At 64.5% G+C, this 22,843-nt stretch carries 13 protein-coding genes, 1 pseudogene and 2 CRISPR repeat arrays; of the genes and pseudogenes, 11 read left to right on the plus strand and 3 right to left on the minus strand.

Annotation, left to right across the window (positions count from 1 at the left end):
- Positions 1–8 precede the first annotated feature (8 nt).
- Positions 9–4,433 (minus strand): AAA domain-containing protein, encoded by a 4,425-nt coding sequence (locus Q2K16_RS09455; RefSeq protein WP_302744808.1) that lies wholly within the window; start codon positions 4,431–4,433, stop codon positions 9–11.
- Between the two features lie 479 nt (positions 4,434–4,912).
- Here Q2K16_RS09455 and Q2K16_RS09465 point away from each other — a divergent pair, with 479 nt between their 5' ends.
- The 10 genes and pseudogenes from Q2K16_RS09465 to Q2K16_RS09505 all read left to right on the plus strand — a co-directional run bounded on the left by Q2K16_RS09465 (position 4,913) and on the right by Q2K16_RS09505 (position 17,156).
- Entirely contained in the window at positions 4,913–5,290 is a 378-nt protein-coding gene (locus tag Q2K16_RS09465) for a hypothetical protein (RefSeq protein ID WP_302746709.1), read from the plus strand.
- A 75-nt stretch (positions 5,291–5,365) separates the two neighbouring features.
- Positions 5,366–8,866, plus strand: a complete 3,501-nt coding sequence (locus tag Q2K16_RS09470; RefSeq protein WP_302744809.1) for a tetratricopeptide repeat protein — start codon at positions 5,366–5,368, stop codon at positions 8,864–8,866.
- A gap of 508 nt (positions 8,867–9,374) precedes the next feature.
- A CRISPR array of direct repeats spans positions 9,375–9,708; the repeat unit is 28 nt; unit sequence CTGCTCCCCGCGCATGCGGGGGTGATCC.
- 1,077 nt (positions 9,709–10,785) lie between these two features.
- Positions 10,786–11,139: pseudogene (locus tag Q2K16_RS32995) on the plus strand (DUF6244 family protein); the annotation flags it as partial.
- A gap of 101 nt (positions 11,140–11,240) precedes the next feature.
- The gene (locus Q2K16_RS33000; RefSeq protein ID WP_368052563.1) at positions 11,241–11,621 is read left to right on the plus strand and encodes a DddA-like double-stranded DNA deaminase toxin; all 381 of its coding nucleotides are present in this window, start codon (positions 11,241–11,243) and stop codon (positions 11,619–11,621) included.
- Positions 11,618–12,028, plus strand: coding sequence for an Imm1 family immunity protein (locus Q2K16_RS09480; protein WP_302744812.1), 411 nt, complete (start codon positions 11,618–11,620; stop codon positions 12,026–12,028). Before Q2K16_RS33000 ends, Q2K16_RS09480 begins: the two co-directional genes overlap by 4 nt.
- Positions 12,029–12,397: 369 nt before the next feature.
- Positions 12,398–12,731: a CRISPR direct-repeat array (repeat unit 28 nt; unit sequence CTGCTCCCCGCGCATGCGGGGGTGATCC).
- Positions 12,732–12,837: 106 nt separating this feature from the next.
- Positions 12,838–13,131: a transposase gene (locus Q2K16_RS09485; protein ID WP_302739765.1), complete on the plus strand. Its 294-nt coding sequence runs from the start codon at positions 12,838–12,840 to the stop codon at positions 13,129–13,131.
- A complete protein-coding gene (locus tag Q2K16_RS09490) occupies positions 13,128–14,042 on the plus strand; it encodes an IS3 family transposase (RefSeq protein ID WP_302744813.1) in 915 nt (304 codons plus the stop codon). Before Q2K16_RS09485 ends, Q2K16_RS09490 begins: the two co-directional genes overlap by 4 nt.
- A gap of 185 nt (positions 14,043–14,227) precedes the next feature.
- A complete protein-coding gene (locus Q2K16_RS09495) occupies positions 14,228–14,569 on the plus strand; it encodes a hypothetical protein (protein WP_302744814.1) in 342 nt (113 codons plus the stop codon).
- Positions 14,566–15,510, plus strand: a complete 945-nt coding sequence (locus tag Q2K16_RS09500) for an aminoglycoside phosphotransferase family protein (RefSeq protein WP_302744815.1) — start codon at positions 14,566–14,568, stop codon at positions 15,508–15,510. The genes Q2K16_RS09495 and Q2K16_RS09500 overlap by 4 nt, the downstream gene beginning before the upstream one ends.
- Before the next feature lie 794 nt (positions 15,511–16,304).
- Positions 16,305–17,156: a hypothetical protein gene (locus Q2K16_RS09505; RefSeq protein WP_302744817.1), complete on the plus strand. Its 852-nt coding sequence runs from the start codon at positions 16,305–16,307 to the stop codon at positions 17,154–17,156.
- Here the strand turns inward: Q2K16_RS09505 and Q2K16_RS09510 are convergent.
- Positions 17,153–17,470: a hypothetical protein gene (locus tag Q2K16_RS09510; RefSeq protein ID WP_302744819.1), complete on the minus strand. Its 318-nt coding sequence runs from the start codon at positions 17,468–17,470 to the stop codon at positions 17,153–17,155. The two genes, Q2K16_RS09505 and Q2K16_RS09510, sit on opposite strands and share 4 nt — an antisense overlap.
- A 131-nt stretch (positions 17,471–17,601) precedes the next feature.
- Between Q2K16_RS09510 and Q2K16_RS09515 the strand changes: the two genes are divergently transcribed.
- The gene (locus tag Q2K16_RS09515) at positions 17,602–21,138 is read left to right on the plus strand and encodes a hypothetical protein (protein WP_302744820.1); all 3,537 of its coding nucleotides are present in this window, start codon (positions 17,602–17,604) and stop codon (positions 21,136–21,138) included.
- Between the two features lie 288 nt (positions 21,139–21,426).
- Here Q2K16_RS09515 and Q2K16_RS09520 read toward each other — a convergent pair whose 3' ends face one another.
- Positions 21,427–22,797, minus strand: a complete 1,371-nt coding sequence (locus Q2K16_RS09520) for a hypothetical protein (RefSeq protein WP_302744821.1) — start codon at positions 22,795–22,797, stop codon at positions 21,427–21,429.
- Between the last annotated feature and the right edge of the window lie 46 nt (positions 22,798–22,843).

Genomic DNA, 22,843 nt, shown 5'->3' on the forward strand with positions numbered 1-22,843 from the left:
AGCGTCTCCTAGAAGTCGTCTTCATCGCTGGACAGGAGGGTCGGTCTCCACCGTGCTTCCTGACGGGGAGCTGCGGGCAGTGAACGCGGTTCGATTCCTCGTTGTTGCAGCTGTTGCCACAGGGGTTCGAGCGCCGCGGTCGGGTCGAGCAGGTACTCGCTGTCGCGGAGGCGGATGAACTGCCAGCCGGCTCGGCGTAGCTCGCGTTCGCGGTGGAGTTCCTGCTCGACCTCGTCAGGCTGTAGGGGTCGGCTGGGTGTGTCACATTCGACGGCGAGTCGTCCGTTGTCGCCGACGACGACGAGGTCGATGGTGCGGTGGTCGACCGGGTACTGGGGCACGACGGCGTAGCCGCGACGGCGCAGTTCGAGGAAGACTCGCTGCTGCAGTAGCGAGTCAAAGGGTTCCGCGCGGGTGTCGGCGGTGATGTCGTCGAGGTTAGGGTCGATGGTGAGGGTGGCTGGCGGGTGCAGCATGTAGGTCAGCAGGGAGTGGCGTAGGTCGGCGGGGTTGAGGCTGCTGGCATGCACGGAGGTGAAAAGCCACAGCTGATCCCGGGCGCGGGTCACGGCGACGTTGTACCGGCGTTGCTCTGTTCGGCTGGTCAGGGCGCGTTTGGCTTTGGTGACGACCATCGAGAGCATGACGATGTCGCGTTCGTCTCCTTGGAACTCCGGTGGTTGGCCCACACGGATCTTTCGCCGTCGGATCTCTGTGGAATCGATGCGCTCGTTGAGCAGCTGGTCCAGAATTTGTGTCTGTTTGCCACCTTGCAGCGCGATGATTCCGATGCTCTTGTTACGGTACCTGGGATCTTCGATGATCTTAGCGACGTAGTCGATCACCATTTCAGCTTCAACTTGGTTTCGTAGGGCGAAGTCGCGTCCTATCTCCACACCATCTTCGACATGAACCACCCTGAGGGGGTCAAGTCGATCGGCGCCGAACTGGCGAAGGGGGATCAGGCGGTTGTCGTAGAACTGCGCGGAGGACCATCCGATGATTTCGGGCATGCATCGGAAGTGTTCGGATAGCCGGACCACGTCAGGGAAACGCGTAGACAGCAGCTCGTAAAGGTTCGAGGTGGGGCTGAAGCCGTTGCGCAGACTCAGAGGCATGTCGGCGAGGTGACGGTCCAGGTTCTCTTCCCTGACCTTCAGTTCGGTTGCTCCCTTGAGGCCGGGGGCACATTGTTTGTCATCCCCGACAACGATGACTCGTGGCGCCAGCCACAGGAGGAAGAGGTCATCGATGCTGGCTTGGCTGGCTTCGTCGACGATGACCACGTCGAAGATATCCGGGCGCGGCGTGATGGTGTCGGTGACGGTCGCCAGGGGCATGACCCATGCGGGGACGGCCTGCTGGGCGTCCTGCATCGCTTCTCGAGCTGCCGCGAGATAGCGATCTTTGCTCTTTCCTTGGCCGCGACCGAGGCCACTCATGTTGGTCTTGTACGCCTGCAGCGCTTGCCGCTGCCGCTCCGTCATACGAGTCAAACATTGAAGGAGGGCTTGCTTGCCCGCCAGTTCCGCGGTCGCAGTGCTGAGTTGGACTTCTATATCGTCTATGCGTTGCTCGTGGGTGCGGTCGGCGTCGGGTTGCCGGACGAGCCGATGGTAGGTGGCCGCCGCGCCCCAGGCCCACGCCGCCTCGATCTCATCGAGCCGTTGGCCCCAGATCGGGTCGTCGAGATTGTCGGTCAACTCCTGAGCTAAGGCCGGATGGGCGTCGGCGAGCCGTTGGTAGAGGCTGTCGCTGCGATCTTGGGCTTCCTTGTCGTCCCTGGCGCGGTCGAGGGCCGCTCGAGCGACGGAATAACGGTCGACATCCCGGTGGCGCAGCGCTGCAGCGATCTCGGTTACCTCAGGGGCTGAATCAGCCTGCAGAGACCAGGTCCGCACTGTTTCGCTGGTGCGGGTCAGGGTTTCGGTAGCGTGCCGTGCCCCAGCGATGACCGATCGGCCTCGAGCGATGCGGACCAGAAGGTCCCAGTCTTCAGGGGTGCGGACTGCGTACCTGATGTGGTGGCGGCGCAGTACTTGCTCGATCGCGTCGCGGGCGACGACGAGTGACCGCAGGGCGGAGGCGTTGTGCGAGACGTCATCGAGGTGCGCTACCCGTCGGCGAAGCGGCCCGTGTACGACGGGCACACCGACCGGCACCCATGCCTCCAGCGCGGCGGTAACGGCAGCCTCGGCCTTCAAGAAGGTGATCAGTGCGGCGAGCTCACTGGCCGTCGACGGTGCAGCGCCGTCGATGGTGCACACCTCCAGCAGGTCCGTCGCGTTGAGTTGCGCGCGGGCAGGTAGGTACCGGCGGAGTCGACCTCCCCTGGAGAAGTGGCTACGCAGGCGTTTGGCTTGACCAGCGAGACGGTTGAGGTTCGCTGCGGTCAGCGGCGTGGCGCCCAGGTCGATGTCGCTGCCGTTGAGTGCGGCGAGTGCACGGACGTGTGGCTCAGCATCTCGCAGTTCCGTGAACAGTGCGTCCCAATATGCAGGACTGCGGCGCGCGAGGAGCGCGTCTGCGGCGCTGCGCCGCCAGTCCGACTGCTCCCAGTCCGAGATAGAGTCGGGCAAGCCGCAGATTGCCAGGGCGTCGGCTGCGGTGTCGACATGTCTCTCGATATCGGCTAGGGCGGCGTCATCGAGGGTCGCCATGACCCAAGCGGTGCCGGCATGGTCGGGGCCGAGAATCCGCTCCGCCTGTTCGATCTTCGAAGTCAACGCGATGATCTCAGCCGCAGGCGGGACCAGGTTGGCTCCAGGAACACGTTGGCGGGCCCGTGCGATGCGCTCCTGCGTAGCCGAGGTCAACAGGTCCCATAACTCTCGGGCCTCGCCGTCCGATAGGGGCGCATCCCCTCCAGCGCTGGCAGGCAACGGGTCGATCCAACTATGCCGATCGCGTCCTGCGGCGATCAGTTCGACGAGTGTCGCCAAGGTGCCGGTGTATCCCGGGGCTACCGAAGGATGCGTCAGGTACTCCTGCTCGCGGACGAACCGTAGGTCTCGGACTGCCTGGGTGAGCGCGACGGTGAGGTCGTCGCGTCGGTCGCGCAGTTGTGCGATGTCTCGGCGGAGTTCATCTGGACTGACAGTTGCGGCTAGTTCCGACAAAGCGGTGATGCTGCGCTCGAGTTCGCTGGCACCGGCGCGCTGCATTCCCGTCATGAGGACACAGAGTTGCCTCACGGCTGGTGGGAGCTGGTCTCGCAGCACCCGAAGTGCCTGATCCTTCTGACTTGTGATCAGCAGACGTTGACCGTCGGCCAGCAGGGCACAGATCAAATTCGCGATCGTGTGCGTCTTGCCCGTTCCTGGCGGGCCCTGCACGACGACGGTGGTGTCAGCACTTAGCTTCTCGAGCACCCTACGCTGCTCGCGGTTGCTGGCGAGGGGGAACAACGGATCACCGCTGACGCTCGGACGGTCACCGCTGCCTGCATGTTTCAGCATGGTCAGACGATGTTCCGGCTCAATGGAGGTGACCAGTTGCGCCAGTCCGAGCGGTGCCGGACTGTCCTGCCGATCGAGGCTGTCCGCGATCGCACTGTAGAACCTCTCCAGTCCGCTGCGGTCGCGAGGGCGCAGGAACAGTGCAGGAGCCACTGTCAACCGGGTTTCGTCGCCCTCGGCGAGGGGCGGCGGCTCCCACTGATCTGCGGCGAGTTGAAGCGGTCGGTCCCAGAATCGCCGTTTCCACCCCGCCAACCACTGAGACAATTGTGGCGAAAACGGTTGCAGCCCGCCGGCTTCGGTGTCGGACCAGGGCAGGCGGCCCCGGCTCGCCTTGTAGCCGTCATCGGCGGTGAGGAAATCCTGGTGCTCAACCTTCACCCGTTGGTCGACGGAAAGAACAACTTGCAGTGCGTCGGTTTCCGGATTGCGGGCAATCCTTACGTTCCAGATGAGCAGATGGCGACGAATAACCCACCGCCCCTCGAAGCAAGAGCTGAGAAGGCCGACACCCAGAACCAACTCCTCGGTGTCAATTCGCTGCAGAGCTTCGCGTTCGAGCCGCTCCAGCAGGTCGTACCTCGCACGCTTCGCACGCGTGCCACGCTCATGCTCAGCCCACCTCATCCAGCGGAGGAGCACGCTGTCGTAGGCTCGCTTCACGGAGTCAGACTGGACAGACTCAGCGGATACCGTACCGCTGAACCCATCGCTCAACTGGGGCGCGGGGCCTTCAGGGTTGATCCACTGCGTCTCATCGATCAGACCCCGCAGGGCCGTCGGCAGGACGGGAGGGTCGGACGGCGATGGGGAGTCAATCTCCACAAGCACGGGCCCGCTTGATTGCACTCTGGGCTCTTGCAAGGCACCCAACCAGTAGACGACACCATCGTCGAGCGGATTCCGATCTTGCTGGCGGTAGGTCTTGACCTGCTCCAACAGGTAGGCCACAAGGCTACGGGTCAGTCGCTTCACGTCCGGACTCATCAATGACACAGGCTCCGACACACTGCCTCCTCGGGGCTAGCGCAGCCCAACAGGATGCACGCAGACCACCACGCAACGCAACATCCTTCGGGAGCGAAGATCGAGACCGCCCGCCTTCGGGAGCACCGAACGGAGCCAGCGGGGCACGAAGTGACCCTGCAGGGCCGTCCAGGATGGACTAGACAGTCACCCCTGCAGCCGACAGACAGAACCACCGCTGGCCGCAAGGGTCCTGCCGTTGCCTCCACGCCGCTGTGCAGGCGCACCGCTTCCGGCCGAAGCTGTCACGCCGGCAGAAGGCGGTCACCCGGGTTCAGGCGAAGGTCCACCTCCGCGGTGAACGAGCGATCATCCCGCTCAAGATCTTGAAGCTCCTGCTCGTAGTCCGAGACTTGACTGTGCTTGACCACGAGTTGCGCTTGATCAGGTGTACGCCCGTGAGGCTCTGCTGTCATAGGATGGGTGCTGTGACGGGTGTGGAATTAATTGTCGCAGCGCTTGCTGCCGGTGCGGCGGCGGGCTCGACGGACGTGACGAAATCCGCAATCTCGGATTCTTACACCGGATTGAAGAACCTGCTGCGACGACGCCTGTTGGGTCGGGATCGGGCGCAGGAAGCACTCGACGCAGCGGAAGTCGAATCCGATCAATGGCAGGCGCTGCTCAGTGCAGACCTAGCAGAATCCGGCGCTGCCGCCGACGAGCAAGTGATCACCGCAGCGCGCCGCTTGTTGAGCCTGGCAGAGCCAGACGGAGTAGCGGCGGCAAGCTACCAGGTGTCAGCCGACTATGCCAAGGGTGTTCAGTTTGGCAGCCACAACACCCAGACCAACACATTCAACTGAGCCACCGCCTCGGCAGCCACCTCCAACACAATGACGGACACGACACCCGGTTGGCGGAACGGCACGGTCGTCGGGTTGGACGCGGACCACGCCTACGGCGTGCAGGTTGGCGCGAACAACACGCAATACAACTCGTACGGCTACGTGCCGCCGGTCGTCCGCTCCGCCTACGTCGAGCAGGTACGCCGGATCGTCCCGCCCGATCTGAAGGGCCGGGACGCCGAACTGGCCGAGCTCGGGGCCTTCTGCACAGGCGAATCCGACTACCGCTATGCGTGGTGGCGGGCCCCGGCTTGGGCCGGCAAGTCTGCGCTGATGTCGTGGTTCGTGCTACACCCGCCGGTCGGAGTCCGAATCGTCTCCTTCTTCGTAACCGCACGCCATCACCAGCAGAACGACCGTAGGGCGTTCCTCGACAACGCCCTCGAACAGCTCGCTGACCTGCTCGAACATCGAGGACTTCCCGTCGGCCTGACCGAATCGACGCAGGAGGCGCACCTGTTGAACATGCTCAGTTCAGCTGCGGCCGCCTGCCAAGCGGCGGATGAGCGGCTGATCCTCCTGGTCGACGGGCTGGACGAGGATCGGGGGGTCACGGGCGGGCCTGATTCCTACAGCATCGCCGCGACCCTTCCTCGACACCCACCGAGCGGTCTGCGTGTCGTCGTGTCCAGTCGGCCGGACCCGCCGCTGCCCCCCGATGTGTCGTCCGACCATCCGTTGCGGGTTCGATGCGTAGTCCATGAGCTCGGGCAGTCGACCTACGCAGATGTGGTACGGGCCGACGCCGAACGGGAACTGAAGAGGATCATGTACACCAACGGCACCGAACGGGCCATCCTCGGGTTGATCACCGCTGCGTCCAGTGGTCTGTCCGTGGCGGACCTTGCGGAACTGGCCGACGAGGACCAGTGGGTGGTGGAAGATTGTCTGACCAGTTTCACTGGACGTACCTTCAGCCGGGCGGGTGATTCCTACGTGCTTGCCCACGAGGAGTTGCAGTCCACGGCGATGAAGCTCCTCGGCCCGTCGCGCCTACGCGACTACCGGCAACGGCTGCACGAGTGGGCTGACCGTTATCGCGAGCAAGGCTGGCCCGTCGACACCCCGGAGTACCTCCTGCTCGGCTACTTCCGGATGCTCTCCGACCAGGGCGACCACACGCGGATGGTGCAGCAGGCCACCGACGCAGGGCGGCACGACCGGATGCTGGACCATACCGGCGGTGATGCCGTTGCCTTGGACGAGGTCGCGCTCGCTGAGGAGGCGTTGTCGGCGGCCGACGACGGTGACCTGGTTTCGCTGTGCCGGCTGGCGTTGCGCCGCGCCGACCTTGAGAGGCGCAACAGCCACATACCCCTTGACCTGCCACGCCTGTGGGCCGCCGTCGGCAACGTCACGCGTGCCGAGGCACTGGTTCGGTCGATATCCGAAGACGGTGGGATGCGCGGTGGCGCGCTCTCGCTTCTCGCGCCCGAAGCGGCGGCGGCAGGCCACCACGCCCATGCCGAACGGCTCGTCGGCCTAGTACCGTCTCGTCTCCTTGTAGCCGAGGATGAGCCTGGCAAGGCGATCGGCGAAGTCGCCCGCCGCATCGCCGAAGGCGGTGAACGTGAGCGAGCGCTCCGGGTGGCGCTCAGCGCACCGGCGCCTTTCTGGCAATCGCGGGCACTCGCCGGAGTCGCCATCGGTGTTGCCCGCGCCGGCGCAAGCCTGGCCGAGGCGGAAGAACTGGTCTGGCAGACTCCGATGCCATACTGGCGAGCCCAGGCGCTGGGCACTCTGGGACAGGAGGCTGCCCGCCGTGGCGAACCCGGCCTCGCGGACCGTCTGGCCGACAGCGCTGTGGCTGAAGTTGACGCATTGACAGACATCGGCGACAAGGCCCTCGTTTACGGCTACCTGGCGGACAGACTCATCCGCTCGGGTCGGCCGGACCGGGCTCGCCGACTCGCGGACCGCGCCATTCGGGAAGCCGCACGTGTGCACGAACCGCAGCAGCGCATCGACACGCTGACGAAGATCGGTCCGCATCTGGCGACCATCGTTGACCGCGCCGAGTTGGCGAGCCTTGCCAGCCTTGCCGAGGCGGCACTGACCGACGTCCGAGACAAGAGGGAACCCCCTCCAGATCACGTAGTGAGGGGGCTCGTCGCCGCCATCGGATCGGCTTGGTACAGAGCGGGCGACCCCGAACGTGCTTCAGCGGTGGTCAGTTCCATCGCGGAGAACTCTGATCAGGCAAAGGCCATGCTTGAGTTGATCGGATCCGCTGCCGAGGCGGGCGATCTTGATTACGCCAGACGGCTCGCTGACGCCCTTCCCGACGCCGACGTCAAAGACCAGGCGTACGGCAGGATCATCATCCGAGCAGCCGAGGAAGTCGACGACAAAGATCTGACCGGATTGATAGACGCGATCACCGACCGCCGAAAGCGGGCGGCCGCGCTGACTAGTTGGGGTTTTCGCGTAGCGAGGCGTGGCGACATGCAACCCGCGACCGATCTTGCCGAACGTGCCGAGGCGATCAGCCGTTCCATCAACGACTCCCGAACCGAACTCGAGCTTCTCGTGCCCTTGGTCTCGGCACTCGTTACCTTGGGCCTCTTCGAGTTCGCCCGCAAGACTGCTCGGCGCGCCACCTCACTCTTCCGGATGGGTGACAAGACGAGTCCAAGCAACTTAGACCTCGAGAAACTCGCCCGCGGGGCAGCCCTGGCAGAAGATCTCGAGACGGCCCTGGAAGCCGCTGGACTGATCAGCGAACCGCAGCGCCAAGCGGCAATGTTGATCGAACTGGCGTCATCCACCAAAGGAACCGACAGACTCCGGCTCGCCATCGGACCACTGGCCGCCGCCGAAGAGACCGCCAAGAACGAACAGGTCCTCCCCCACCACGCGATGCAGAAGATCTTGACCGCGTGGTGGGTACTCGGCGAGGACGAACGTGCGGAATCACTGGCGAACTGGATGGTCGGCAACGGATACACCAGCAAGCCCTCGTCTTCGGTCACCACGCCGGCCAACTGGCCGGCGTTCAGTAGCACTACTGAGCGGAAGACCTCGCAGGCGGCTCAGGCACGTGACCAAGCTCTGACCGAAGCGGTCGATGCCGTGGCCCGGGCCGGAAACTTCACGCGCGCGGAGGCGCTGGTCAATTCGATTGTGGACCCGCATCGTCAGGCAGAAGGACGAACGCGGCTCGTTGTGGCCCTGGCTCGAGCCGGCCACGGTGACCGCGCTGACATGCTTGCCCGGACCGGCGGTACTTCCTATCAACGGGGCCAGTGCCTACAGGAACTCGCCGAGATCTTCGTCGAGCAGGAAGCCACCGACGCGGCCGAGCGGGCCCTCCAAAGCATAGAGGACGGGTTCACCCGGGCTCGGGCGTCGATCGCGGTCGCACGCAAGATCGAGCCCGCGCGGGCCAAGCCATTCCTTGTATCACCCATCCGCCAAGGGCGCCTGTCCGAGATTCTCGACCTACTCGCCCTGGTCTGCCCGGCGGCTGTCGAGGCCATCGCCGATCACATGCTGAGTGACAGAGCCACCCGAGCCAGGCCCCATCCAGGCTAGCAGTACGGCGAGAAAGGGGCCCCGCCGTTTCGCCCTTTTTGATGACCTCGTGCACGATTGACTGTGGTGAAGAGCGGTTCTTCACCGGGGGATCAGCATCAGCCAAGCTGTCTACACAACACAACGATGGCAACAAGTACTCGGAAGCACACTCGTGTGTTTCGTTACTGTTAGACGACGACGCTGTGCTCAGCGGAGAGCCGCTTGAGCGTCCTGGCTGATGCGATGGTGAGAATCTCGACGTATTCACGGGTGAGCTTCCCCCGTTTTTATGGAATTCCGCTCCATCAAAGCGGGGGAAGCTCATCACCGACCGACCCATCGGTCCACACCATGACTGCGGGAGTGACTCACGACGCGACCGTCCGGGTCCAGGTTGGCTACCATGCTCTGTGCATCAGACTGCGCGCTCGAATCAGCCGAAGCAGGACTCACCCACATGAACGGTCCGTCAGCCAAAGTGAATAAGATCGACGTAGTTGATCTATAACGCCCCAGGTCAAGAAGTCTGCTCCCCGCGCATGCGGGGGTGATCCGTTCCGACTCGACCACTCCCACCACGTCAACGCCTGCTCGCCGCGCATGCGGGGGTGATCCTCTGTGTAACCCCTCTGAAGTAACCCCTCTTGTCTGCTCCCCGCGCATGCGGGGGTGATCCCCAGCGGAGAGGACATCGAACATCGTGCGCAACCTGCTCCCCGCGCATGCGGGGGTGATCCGACGGACGACCCGTAGACGACATGGTCGACGTGCTGCTCCCCGCGCATGCGGGGGTGATCCGGGACCCACCATGGAAACGACGACCGCCGGGAACTGCTCCCCGCGCATGCGGGAGTGATCCCCTCAACCTCGCGTCGGACGCCCCGTTGGCGGACTGCTCCCGCGCATGCGGGGGGTGATCCCGTGTCCGGCGCGCCGGAGGTTCCGGCGGTCTTCTGCTCCCCGCGCATGCGGGGGTGATCCCGTCTGGCCCGGCTCGGCGTCGTAGCCGACGAACTGCTCCCCGCGCATGCGGGGGTAATCCCGGGTCTGCTTCCGCTCGGCCCGCTTGATCAGCTGCTCCCCGCGCATGCGGGGGTGATCCGTCGCCACCACTCGGGACCGGGGGGCCGCCTGCTCCCCGCGCATGCGGGGGTGATCCCGGCGCGGCCGAAGCGTTGCAGGCGGAGATCGTCTGCTCCCCGCGCATGCGGGGGATGATCCCTCGTTGACCGTCGGGTACGACGGGGCCGCCAACTGCTCCCCGCGCATGCGGGGGCGATCCCCGGACCTGCCTGCACTGGTGGTGCGGCGCTCTGCTGCCCGCGCATGCGGGGGGGGGGAGTGGTCGACGCAAAGCGGTGCTCGGCCCCCGTGTCCCACGCCCAACGTACGGGAAGGGAAGGCCACGACGGTGACGACGAAGCGGATGCCGGCTCCGGAGGCAGTCGGGCGACGGGCGGCACAGATCCCGGACGCGATGCGGGAGCACCCCGGCTGGGAGCGGCCCAACGGGGCTCCTCGATGCGGTACTCGTCCTGCTGGATCGGCTGCGGGACTAGGTCGTGCAGCTCGCGTCGTGCCGGGGCGTACAGCGCCCACAGCATGGGCATGCGGGCGGCCTCAACGGGGCCGGGGGAAGCGAGAGAGATGCAGTGTCGGACTGGGCTGCGTGTCGGCCGAAGCGCGGCGCGGTACCGAGAGCGTAGGACGGTTGTGCGGCTGACCTGGCGTCCATACGCTTCGATGAATCGGCAGGTGCCGATCGTCGGTCGCGGGAAGGGCAGGACATGCCACTTACCGACAGCATCAGCGGCGAGCTGCAGTCGATGGCGGAGGGGACCGCACGAGCCGTCGAGACCGCAGCGGCGGCTGCGACAGCGGCCGAGCAGGTCGCCGCCCGTTCAGCCGCCGCCGGCTTCACCGTGATCGCTCAGCGTATGCGCGCGGTTCAGACCGGGACTCAGGAGATCCGGGCACGCGTGGCGTCGGTCGGCGGCCACATCGCGCAGGCGCGAAGCGCGGTTGGTGCCGCCGCGAGCCAGGAGTCGCCGCAGCAGACGATTGCGGTGTTGGGTCGGGCCGTGGCCACACTGGACGCGGCCAACGTCGCAGTCGCGGCCGCCATCGCCACGCTCGGCGAGGTTCAGCATCTCACCGCCGCCGTGCTGCAGGGCGGGCAGCAGGGTCCGATGCTGTCCCAACTGGCGGCGATCAAGCAGGTCCTCGAACGCGTAGGGCAGCGTGGCCATGCTGCGAAGCACCTCGTCGAGGGCGCGTTGGGCGAGGCGCGGGCAGCCGGTGACGCGGGAAAACGACCGCGGGTGGCGGCGTACCCGGGCAGGGATCGCCGTCACCCCAGCCACCCGTACACGTCGAAGAAACCGGTCGAAATCTGCCGGTCCGCAACAAGCGGACGGACCCGACCACTGGGGTATTCAACGGCGAAACCATTGTCAGCCGGGACGATGACGCCTCTGTCGCGGACCTGCACCCGTATCGGGGAGGCGGATGGCCACGCGTCCTGGTCAGCCACGTCGAAAGCCACGTCGCGGCGCGGATGCGCCGCGACGCACTCGGCAAGGGTGAGCTGGTACTGAACAACACCACATGCGGAACTCGGGATTTCGACCGGGACTGGCCGCTGACCTGCGACAAACTCCTCCCCCCGGTCCTGCCCGCCGGTGCCCGCCTGACCGTGTGGGCGACACAGGACGGCGGACGAACCTGGTGGACCAAAACCTACACAGGCACGGGTGAGAGGATCAGGCCATGACATACCGCGTGGTGTTCGACATCTGTGAGCAGGAGCTACCTGACGCGGAGGCCACCCGGGTGTTCCTCGACAAGCAGACGCTGATGATCGGACCACACGGCACCCGGGCGCACGCATTCTGGTTCGCACCGAGCGGGGCTGACGACGTCCTGCGCCTCGACATCGACTACGACAACGCAAGGGCAGCGCTGCGCTGGCTGCCCGATGGCGGTCACGCGGTGGAACAGCCACCGGCCGAACCGATCGTGGTGCTGGAGTCGTCTGACTCCCCCTTGGTCACCATCCCCGCCGAGTTGGCAGTGCTGTCGGTGGAAACCGCCCACCGGGCAGTCATTGAGTACATCGCCACCGGTCAACGCCCATCGCTCGTCCGATGGGCAGACCACACGGCATCGCGTAACAAGTAGCGCGGGCGCAGATCGCGGGCGGACAGCCGATGACACACCCAGTCACGTACGGCAGAGTCACAGCCCATGTGATCGGGAGGATCACCGGTGGACACTGCCGCCTGTGCAACGACCACGGTCAACCCGCTGAGCTAACCGACGCCGGGGGACACGGGACGGCGCTTCGACAGACGAGCAGACCGAGACGAGCCTGCAACCATGACCCCAGGGGCCGCTCATGACGCCATCGGTAGGCTCCGCGTTGGCTACCATCCTCCATACACAACTGCGGACCCCCACCAGCGAAGCAGGACCGACCACATGAACGAACTGTCAGCCAAAGTGAAGCAAAACGACACAGTTGATCTCTAGCGCCCCAGGTCAAGAAGTCTGCTCCCCGCGCATGCGGGGGTGATCCCAACACCCCCCGCGGGGATGCCGGGCACCTGTCCTGCTCCCCGCGCATGCGGGGGTGATCCCCGGGCGATGCCGGTGCGGTCGCGGGGCGCGTACTGCTCCCCGCGCATGCGGGGGTGATCCCTCGGCGACGACGGCACGACGGAGGCGCTGTGCCTGCTCCCCGCGCATGCGGGGGTGATCCCCCGAGGTAGAGCGTCTGCTGCGCCGCCGCCCCACTGCTCCCCGCGCATGCGGGGGTGATCCTCAGGCTGTCGTGCGTGCGCCGATCGAGACGGGCTGCTTCCCACGCACGCGGGGGTGATCCGGGCATGGGCATTCCATCGGCGGCCCCGTGCCGTTCCCCGCTGAAGTGACCCCTTGAGGCTGGACACCTCTTGACTTGGCATCCTGCCGAGGAGGAGGAAACCGCTGTGGTTCGACAGAGCAAGTACCCCGAGGAGTTCCGACGCCAGGCCGCGGCCTTGGTGCTCGACTCCGGTCGCACGATCCGGGACGTGGGCCGGGAGTTGGGCGTCAACCACGAGACGCTGCGGAACTGGGTCGACCGGATGCGGCAGGAACGCGACGGCGGTCGGCCCAGCGACCTGGCCGCTGACGAGCGGGCCGAACTGATCCGGTTGCGGCGGCAGGTCGCGCAGCTGGAGTTGGAGAAGGAAATCTTGAAAAAAGCCGCGGTCTTCTTCGCACGCGAGACGGAGCGGTGAACCGGACCGACGTGTACCGGTTCATCGACGCGGAGAAGACCACCTACCCGGTCCGTCTGCTCTGCCGGCTCCTTGGCGTCGGCCACAGCGCCTTCTACGACTGGCTGCGCGCCGGCCGGCAACGCGCCGCTGAGCGGGAACGCCACGACCTGGCACGTGTCGAGGTCACCCGGCAGGCGTGGTCAGAACACCGCGGCGTCTATGGCGCCCGCCGGCTCACCGCCGAGCTGAACGAGCGCGGGCACCGGTGGAACCGCAAGGCGGTGGCCAGGCTGATGCGCCTGGCCGGGATCGAAGGCGCCCACCGTCGGAGGCGCGGCAAGCCCCGCCGGAAAGCGGCGTCGACCGCGACCGCACCGGACCTTGTCCAGCGGCAGTTCACCGCCACCGCCCCGAACCGGTTGTGGGTCGCCGACATCTCCTACCTGCGCACCTGGGAAGGCTTCCTCTACCTCGCCGTCGTGGTCGACGCCTACTCCCGCCGCGTCGTCGGCTGGGCTATGGCCGACCACTTACGCACCGAGTTGATCCTCGACGCCGTCGGCATGGCCATCCAACACCGCCGACCTGCCCGTGACCAGGTCATCCACCACTCAGACCGCGGGACCCAGTACACGTCGTTCGAGTTCGGCCGGACCCTGCGTTCCTGCGGCGTCCTGGCCTCGATGGGCTCGGTCGCCGACTGCTACGACAACGCCATGGCCGAGACGTTCTTCGCCACCCTCAAAACCGAACTGGTCTACACCCGCGCCTGGCCCAGCCGTCACGAACTGGAGATGGAGGTCTTCTCCTACATCGAAGGCTTCTACAACCCTCGCCGCCGACACAGCCGTCTGGGTAACGTCAGCCCCGACACCTACGAGAAGATCCACCGAGAGTCCCTGACACACATCGAGGTGTCCGGCCAATAGGGGTCACTTCAATCGACGAACGACCGGCCCTCGTCCACGCCGTCCAGGTCGCGGTCACCCTCACCCGACACCTACCCGACGTATTCCCCGAGCTGACCGCCGCCGCGCTCCTGCACGACGCCCCGGAGTTCGCCCCACCCGACGTGGACCTCGACACTCTCCTCACCGCCCGCTACGGCCCAGAAGTGCCACGAATCATCCGCGCGTTACAGGTCGAACACCACGCCCTCGACCAGCCCGACCCACCGATCGCCACCGACGACCGACCCGTCCTGCTCGCCTCCACCGCTGACAAGATCGTCGCCCTCGCCTCGCTACGACGACGCGCCCACTCCAGCAGCGACCCGGACGCCTTCTTCACCGCCCGACTCGGTCTCCTCCGACTCCTGCCGCACTTCCAGGACTTTCACCGGGCCGCAACCGGACGCGTGCCCGCCAGGATGACCGGCCAACTCGGACACGTCCTGGACCTGCTTCACCGAGACACGGCCACCACCCGGACCCGGCTCCAGGAGCCCGGCCCGTGATCACCGAACAGGTCACCCACGCACTCCTGGCCGCGCTAACCCATGCCGCCGGCATGGAGGTCGTCCGCCGTGAGCCGATACGGATCTGGCAGCTCAGCGGCGTCGAACGCCTCCACCTGGCCGACGACACCACCATCGTCTTCAAGTACGCCACCAGCCCGTTCACCAACGAAGACCGCACACTGCGACACCTTGCCGCTCACGGCATCCCCGTGCCGCAGGTCCACAGCTCCGTCACCATCGACGGCACCCTCGGCATGCTCATCGAGGACCTTGGCCCGGCCACCCGTGACGCCAGCGAGAACGACGCCGCCGTCGCCGTCGCCAGGCTGCACGCCCTCGATCTCGCACCACGGCTCGCGACCCTCGACGACACCGCCCTATGCGCCCTGCCCGCCCGAAGCCTGGCGTACGTAGAACGCCTCACCGACACCGGCCGACTCACCGGCGAGCACGATCTCGCCCCGCTATTCCAGGCCCTCGACCACGCCACCGCACAGCGCACAGCAGGCGCTGAAATCCCACCGTTCGGCATCTGCCACTCCGAACTACATCCCACGTCGCTGCACATCACCCGCCACGGCTGGCACCTCCTCGACGTCGCCAAAGCCTTCAACGGCCCCGGCATCCTCGACCTCGCCACCTGGCACGGCACCCGCAACCCACCCGACCCACCCCGACTACGCCGCCTCCTCAACCACTACGTCCACGCCGGCGGCCACCCACACGCCCTCCTCGACCGCGCCGGCCTACCCGCCGAAACCTGGGCACTCGCCTGGCACCGAATCTGGGCAGCGGAAACCCTGCTCCACCAAGCCACCCTCACCACCGACAACCCCAGCACCGAGACGCTCGACGCGATCCAACTCCAGGCCGCCACCGCCCTCGAACTCCTCAGCAACAAATCGCGCAGTTCCATCTCTTCGCCCAACAGAACATGATCGAGCTCCATGGACGAAGCGGCGGCTCACGACGCAACCGCCGGCGTGAGTGTTGGCTACCATGCTGTGTGGCACCAGCTACGGCCTCCACCAGCAGAAGCAGAACGGGCTGTCAGCGAAAGTGAATGAAGACCGCGCAGTTGATCTTTAGCGCACCAGGTCAAGTAGTCTGCTCCCCGCGCATGCGGGGGTGTTCCGTGCGCTAGGACGCTGCGGCCGATCTGTTCGTCCTGCTCCCCGCGCATGCGGGGGGTGTTCCCGGTCCCGGCCTCGACGGCTTCCTCGACCGGCACTGCTCCCCGCGCATGCGGGGGTGATCCCGCGGCCAACTACGGCCAGCTCGGCTGGCGGTCCTGCTCCCCGCGCATCCGGGGGTGACCCCGGGCTCAACACGGACCAGCTGCGCAACCAACCCTGCTCGCCGCGCATGTGGGAGTGATCCCCAGGGGCGACAGCGCCAGCCGCGCGACCGATGCTGCTCCCCGCGCATGCAGGGGTGATCCGTCAGCCCTGGTGATCAGCCACCACGAGATCCCTGTTGGCGTACAGGTCTGATTGCCGAGGGAGGTACGGCTGCAACGTGCACACCCGCGCCAAGTTCGATTTGCCTCCGATGACTGGATCTCCAGCCTGGCGATGTTCGAAGTAGGTGACGTTACGTAGCGATCGGACGCCGAGCGCCGCGCCGCCCGGTGCCCGGATCTAGCCGATGAGCGGATGCCGTCGGACTGGCCGACTCCCCATGCAACCTTTTCGGGTGGCATGTCGAAGGTAGATACGAGGATAATCCGACCGTGACGAATCCGGTTGTCGACTGGTCGCCCGCAGACCATCCAGAGGCCATCGCGGTCTCCGAGATCCAGTGGTGGGAGCGTACTGCAGAGCTTGCCTTGTTGCGCATGCACGATTCCGACGACCACCGCATCTCGTGGTTCAGCTCGCGTCAGATCGACGCTCGCCAGCTCATCCTTGCTCTCCGGCAGCTTCTTGCCGCAGTCTCGCTTGTAGATGGCCGGTTGCAGGAGCTCGAGCTCGATCAGGCTCTGAACGCTCTCAGGCAGGCAAAGCAAGAGTACGAGCGAGCCCTGCCGGGGTTGACCGAGGTGCGAAACGCTCTGACGCACTTCGAGGCGTGGGCGCTCGGCACTGGCCATGGCCCGCAGAAGCGGCGCGTCGCCGGCGGCGCTCCAGCCCGTGAAGTCGCCAGCGAGTTCTGGGGTTTCGCATACGACCCCGCCGTAGAGACGATCTCTCTCGGCCCGTACACCATCTCGGTAACTGCCGTTGCCGGCGCTGTCGCTCGACTCACGGATGCCGTGTATACCGCTGCCCGCGCGGTCGACCGTCGCAACGCGGTCGATCTGGGTGCCGACGCCAAGAATGTCCTGACCGCAGAGGGAGTATCGACGGACGAAGTATCGTCATTTCCAAGGTTGATCGTGGGAAGTGACAACAGGCTCCGGCTGTCGCTGAGCTTGGATGGACACGACGAGGAAGCCGAACGTCGTGCGCTGGCGGATCGTGTTGTTAGAGCTCTCCACACGGCCAATATCAGACTCATCTGCCCCGAGCTGCCCAACGAGCGGGATGTAGCGGGCCCGTTGGCTCGTGGCGGTTCGCTCTTCTGCGAAAGGGCTCCCCACTAGCCGATGCAAAATTCCTGCGCGTCGCGCTCCAACTCCGCAGCCGTCGACTCCAGTCCGACGTTGCGCAACAAGAAGGACGTAATCTTGGAATTCATGACCGCGTCTCCGCGTCTGGCGAGATCAACGAGGAGCGGCGCGCCTACGTCGATGCCCAGCGTCCCGCCAAACTCGACGCCATCATCGTCGTTAAGAACTCCCAACCCGAAGCGACCAGAACCTCCATTGACCACGCATTCCGCAACGGTGCCGTCCCCACCGCCGGCACCAAGATCCTCGCGCTTTCCGCAGCCGGTAACCACGGCGAGCAGAAGCAACGTACGCTCACCCGCCTCGGTATGTCCTTCGGACTGAGTACCTGCGGCGCCGAATGACTCACCCGCCAGCCGATATTCGAACAGTTACGCCCACCCCAGACGTCATAGCAGCGCAAGGGAGTGACGCCTTAGTGGTTCCCGACCTCGCATTCATGGATCAGCGGCAGCAGCGAATCTACACTGCACTAGCCGAGAAACGTTCTGACATCGCCAGCATGTATCGGGCGGCCTTGATCCTGCTATCGAGGCCACCTGAGGTCGGCGACGAGCGAACGCGAATCTCGCACATCTGTCATTCAATGCGCGAAGTCATGAACCGGGTCATGGGCGCCATGGGGACCACGGCGAGCCCTCGCATCAAACCGTCAAGCGGAAAGCAGGTCCAGGAGCTACCGGACTTGCTGGCGAGGTTTCCGGGCTTGGCTCTTGACGCCGACGGCGAGTCCATCCCCGTTCCACGCGCCGTTGCAGAAATCTTCGAAAATCTGATCAAAACGGCAGTGCAAGAGAAGCGGCGCAGCCGAGACGATGTCGCCTCTCTGCTCACTGACGACGGCAACAGTGAGCACCTCGTCGTCAAGCGCTGGGTAGAGTCCCGCGACTTCTTCGTAAGATGGGCCCACCTTAATGATGACGAACCCGAGTTGTCGAAGCTGCCGAGCGACAACCTTATGCGTAAGCATATGGCAGTTTTCGATGAGCTCTTCGACGCAGTCATTGCTGCATTCTTCACACTTCGCCATTCGATAGACGATCTGCTAGCCGAGATCAACTCCCTGAAGGAGGTCGGCAATGATAGTTACAAGACGCCGAGCAAGGCCGACGTCCAAGCGGTGCTCCTGAAGATACCGACGTTCCAACTGCGCAGGGTGTTCTACGAAGGTCTCAAGAATCCTCGGTGGGTCCGGCCGTTGTTCGAGGCTAAAGCGTTCGGGAACCCCCCTGAGCCAGAGAACACCGACGACGGATATATCCGCGACATCTATTGGCCCGAGATTTCATACCTGACTCGGGTGGCGCCAGAGGCCCCGACCGACGTGGTCGATGTTTTGCTCTCTCTCACCAACAGCAACAATGCGTGGGTGCGGCGCGCGGCCTTTGAGATCGGGTCGAAGGTTCCCGCTGCGGAGGGAGCCTGCCTCAAGCCGCTCCTTCAAGCGTGGACGACGACGCCCGGAGGGTTCGGGTGGCGAACGGACCCGAGGGAGCTTGTGTCGTTTGCGATCACGCTTCTTGAAGGCGGTGAGAACAAGACGGGTCGCTGGTTGGCAAACAACCTTTTCGCACCGAAACCCTCTGTCTCTGACGCCCCCTTCAAACGGAAGCCAGTTCTTGCGCTGGACGACTACTGGTACCAGGAGGAGTTGCCGCGCCTGGTGCCAGCGCTCGGTGCGGACGCACTCAAGGCAGTTGCCGGCTGGCTCTCCAACTTGGAGAGGTTCTCTGGCCACACCGGGGGCAAGCACGATTTCAGCGGCATGATTCGGCCGTCAATTCGGGCACGCGAAAATTCCTACCCCAGTCCCGAGCACGCTCTGATCGATGCGGTCAGAGACCTGGCGATACCGGCTGTGCTGGAAGACCCGGATCCGACTCTAGAGGTGCTCCTCCGCTCGGGGGTGCAACTGCTCCGCAAGATAGCGATGTTCGCTGTTGCCGAGGCGATCCGCCAACGCATGGATGCAGGCGCCGACGCAGGGTACCTGCTTGGCGTCGCCGAACGGCTCCTCGGCGACGAGGCGTCCGACGACGACTACTTGCGGGTCGAGTACGCCGAGCTTGCACAGGCGGTTGCGACGGTCGATTCGAGCGCTCTGAACGTCATCAACAGGTTCATCGCCTACGCACACGCCGAAGATCTGAAGTGGATGCGGGAACACCTCGTCGATCCGGACAAGCCCGAGAAAGAGGCCGTGGTTCAGGTTCAGGAGCGCGCTGACCGCTACAAGCATCGCTGGCTGTCTGCGATTGGCGCTGACGCTCTGCCGCCCCAGCTGCGCACTGAGTTGGCCGAGTTGGATGCGCGCAACGGCACGGTTGAGGGAGCGCTCACTCCCTCGGGCATGATCACCGGCTGGACTGGGCCAAACCCGTACAGCACCCAAGATGAGATGGCGGCAATGAGTCCCACCGAGCTTGTCGCTCACCTTACGAGCTGGAGGGACACGGGGGACGGCTGGGGACCTGAGCCCTCTCATGAAGGTCAAGGACGAGAGCTCGCCGGGCTCTTGACCACGAACCCGAACGCCATTACCGGAGTCACGGATCTCATCGAGCAGCTCCGGCCGACCTACCTGCGCGCCATCCTTCAGGGGTGGGAGGCGGCCCTCAAGGCGGACATTGAACTCGATTGGTCACAGGTCGCCGGGCTGATTCGCGACGTGCTAGCGCACGAGGACGAGTCGCCCTTCCCTGTCGAGGGCGGGACGATGGATGACGACAAAGACTTCCGTGGGGTCAAAAGAGCCGCAGTTGGGCTTTTGGAGGAACTCGTCAAGAAGCGCGACGGCGTGACGATTCCGGACTACTCAGTAGCTCAGTTTGCGAAGTTGCTGATCGAGGGCGCCGAGGACGACGAAGCTTGGGCGGAGTACGACGCGTATGAGGTGGGCGAGAACAGCTGGGATCCACTCACCATGTCGCTCAACTGGCAGTGGCCTACCCGGCTGCGGGCATTGATCTACCTGGCGACCCGGGCCAAGCAAGCGCCCTGGAAGCCGGGCGCGATGGCGGCGATCGAACGAGAGCTCGCGCGAGATGACAGACACGGTGCTGGTCGCGCAGTGCTTGGCGAGAGCATGGGCCGCTTCCTTGCTGACTCGCTGGATTGGCTGAAGGGTCACCTCGAAGAGTTCTTCGGTTCTGAACATGGCCTATCCGTTCAGCAGCAGGTTGTTTTGACCACGGCTCTTGCAACGCATTACTACCACCGCGATTTGTACGATCTGCTAAGCGGTCCGATGATTGCTGCGATTGACGTCGGCGATGCGATCGTCCCTGGATGGCGTAGTGAGTCCAATCCGGTACAACGGGTTGGCGAATGGGTCGTCGATGCACTGGTATACGGCCATAAGTCGGTCGACGATCCGGTTGTCCAAGCGTTCTTTACCACGGCCGATGCCAAGATCCGCGGCCAGGCACTCGGCGCTATCGCTTGGTCCTTCTTCGACGCTAGCCGTGTTGACGATGAGATCCGCGATCGGTTCGGAGACCTCTGGGACGAGCGCTTCCAGCACGTCAGGGATCATCCGAAGGACCATGAAGAGCTGATGGGCTTCTACTGGATCGCGAAGAGCGACAAGTTTCCGGTGCAATGGTGGTTGCCACGGCTGAGGGAGGCGCTGGAGCTGGAGCCCGCGATTGCGACGGAGCGTTACATGATCGGCAAGGACCTGGCACAAGCCTCTACGGTCGACCCGGCGACTGCTCTCGCGGTGCTCAAACTTCTCCTAGACAGGCGTGACGAGGGCGGCATGGTTTCCTACGACCTCACACGGAATGCGGTGCCAGTGGTAATTGCGAGCGCTATGACGGCTGGAGACCCTGCTCTGAAGTCGGCTGCGGAGGCGTATATGAACGATCTCGGCGCGAAGGGGAACCTTCAACTGGAGGCAGAGGTCAAGGCCGTTCTCGATGGTGCGGTGACCATCGCGGATGTCGATGATTGAGCATTTCCGCCTGATCTTGCAGGGGCAGACGTGTCTGTAGGCAGCCGTCCATTGACCTTGCTGATCGCGAATTCGCCCAATGCCGCTAGTGACTCGCAGCGCTTTAGCAAACCCCATGATCGGTTCAACTCACATGCCGCCGTCCGCGGGTTGACCGATCAAGGGCGGCACCGCGGGTAGCTTGCCTCTGAGTCCAGCGGGCATCCTGAACTGCCGAGCGGAGTGAATCCGAGTGTCGGCCCGAAGCGCCATCGGGCTCTCGGATAGCCTCCCATTCGACAGCCGCGATCAGCCCTCCGATGTGCCACTTCTCGGCAAGTCAACGAAAGCGAGGCAGATTGCCACCTCCCTGCCCTCTACGCTGAAATGCATGATCGGCCACCCAGTCGGACCGTCCTCGACCCTGAGACACTCTTCGCGATCTGCGAGGGTAGTATGCGCTTCAGTTCTTGCGACTTGCGGCTTGGCGAGTGGTACGAAAAACATAAGAACGGCTGACGTGTCCTTTGACTCCAAGTATCCGAGGAGTTGATCCAGCGCCTCCGACGCTTTTGCCGCACCCTTCCACCATTTGCATTCGCAAATGAAGATCTTCGCAGGCCCCGATCCCGTATTGATGGCCTCAGCTCGGATGTAAATGTCCGACTTGCCGCCGCGGCTGTATACTTCGCGATGCGCGCCAGGCAATGCGGCGTTAAGGGTGGCCGTCAGGAGGTCACTGATCCGGTCCTCTACCAGATTGGCATAGGCCTTCGGGTGTCGCTCGACGGCGTCTGCCCAGACGCGCATTGTGCGCATTACGTCGCCGAAGGTCGCAGGTGCAAGCCGAGAGCGAGGTTCAAAATGAATCTCTTCGGCAGAATTACTCGACACCGGTGGCTGTGGCGGAGGCAAGTCGACTACAACTTCTACCTGCGGTTCTGGGTACTTCCAACCGTCTGGCCAGGACAGGCTCTCCTCCACTGCACGACGCGAAGCTACCTGTTGCCGTCGCGTCTGCAGGGCACTGAGCAGACGCGACGGCAAGTCGTTCTCAAAGAACGTCCGCGTCTGCTCCGCGATTGCAGAGACAATCGGCGCGATTTCAGCTCGCATCGCATCAACTGTCGACCGGATGTCGAGGGTGCCCTGCAGAACGGCATTCTCGTCTTCCTGAGTAAGGTCTACGAATGTGTAAAGGGCGACGGGTCCTTCCTCGGAGCGACGGCCGATGGACCAACGCTCCTGCGCCAAGCCATACTCGTATTGGCGCATGCGCTCCTCGAAGCCATCTCGATTCCCATGGTCGTCCAAGAAGGCGTGATCGATAGGCTGCAAGCTCGAAGTTGCGGCATCCGGCCAGCACTCCAAAAGCTCCTCCTCACCTTCTAGTTGGATTGCAATGTAATGCCTCGATGTTTGAGCTCGCATCCCACCCGGAGTCGGCCGTCGACTGCCATCGCCATCTCTTACGGCAGCCTTGCCTTGCCCGAGAAGCCGAGGTGGATCAATGCGCTTATCAGCGATAAATCGTTCGACTATCTCCTCGTCTTCCTGTTCCAACTCGGCGGCGGAAAGCGCCCCTACGCGCCCCAGGAGCGGACCACTGAATCGCCGTTCCAAGTATTCCGACAAGAGGCGATTTTCGCGGCACCACGTCCGGAAGAGTCCAATCTGCACAGACCTACTGTACCGACACGGCTAGTTCATGCTGCAGCGGTGTGCG

It is taken from the genome of Micromonospora cynarisoli (assembly GCF_030518815.1).
GTDB classification, from domain to species: Bacteria; Actinomycetota; Actinomycetes; order Mycobacteriales; family Micromonosporaceae; genus Micromonospora; species Micromonospora wenchangensis.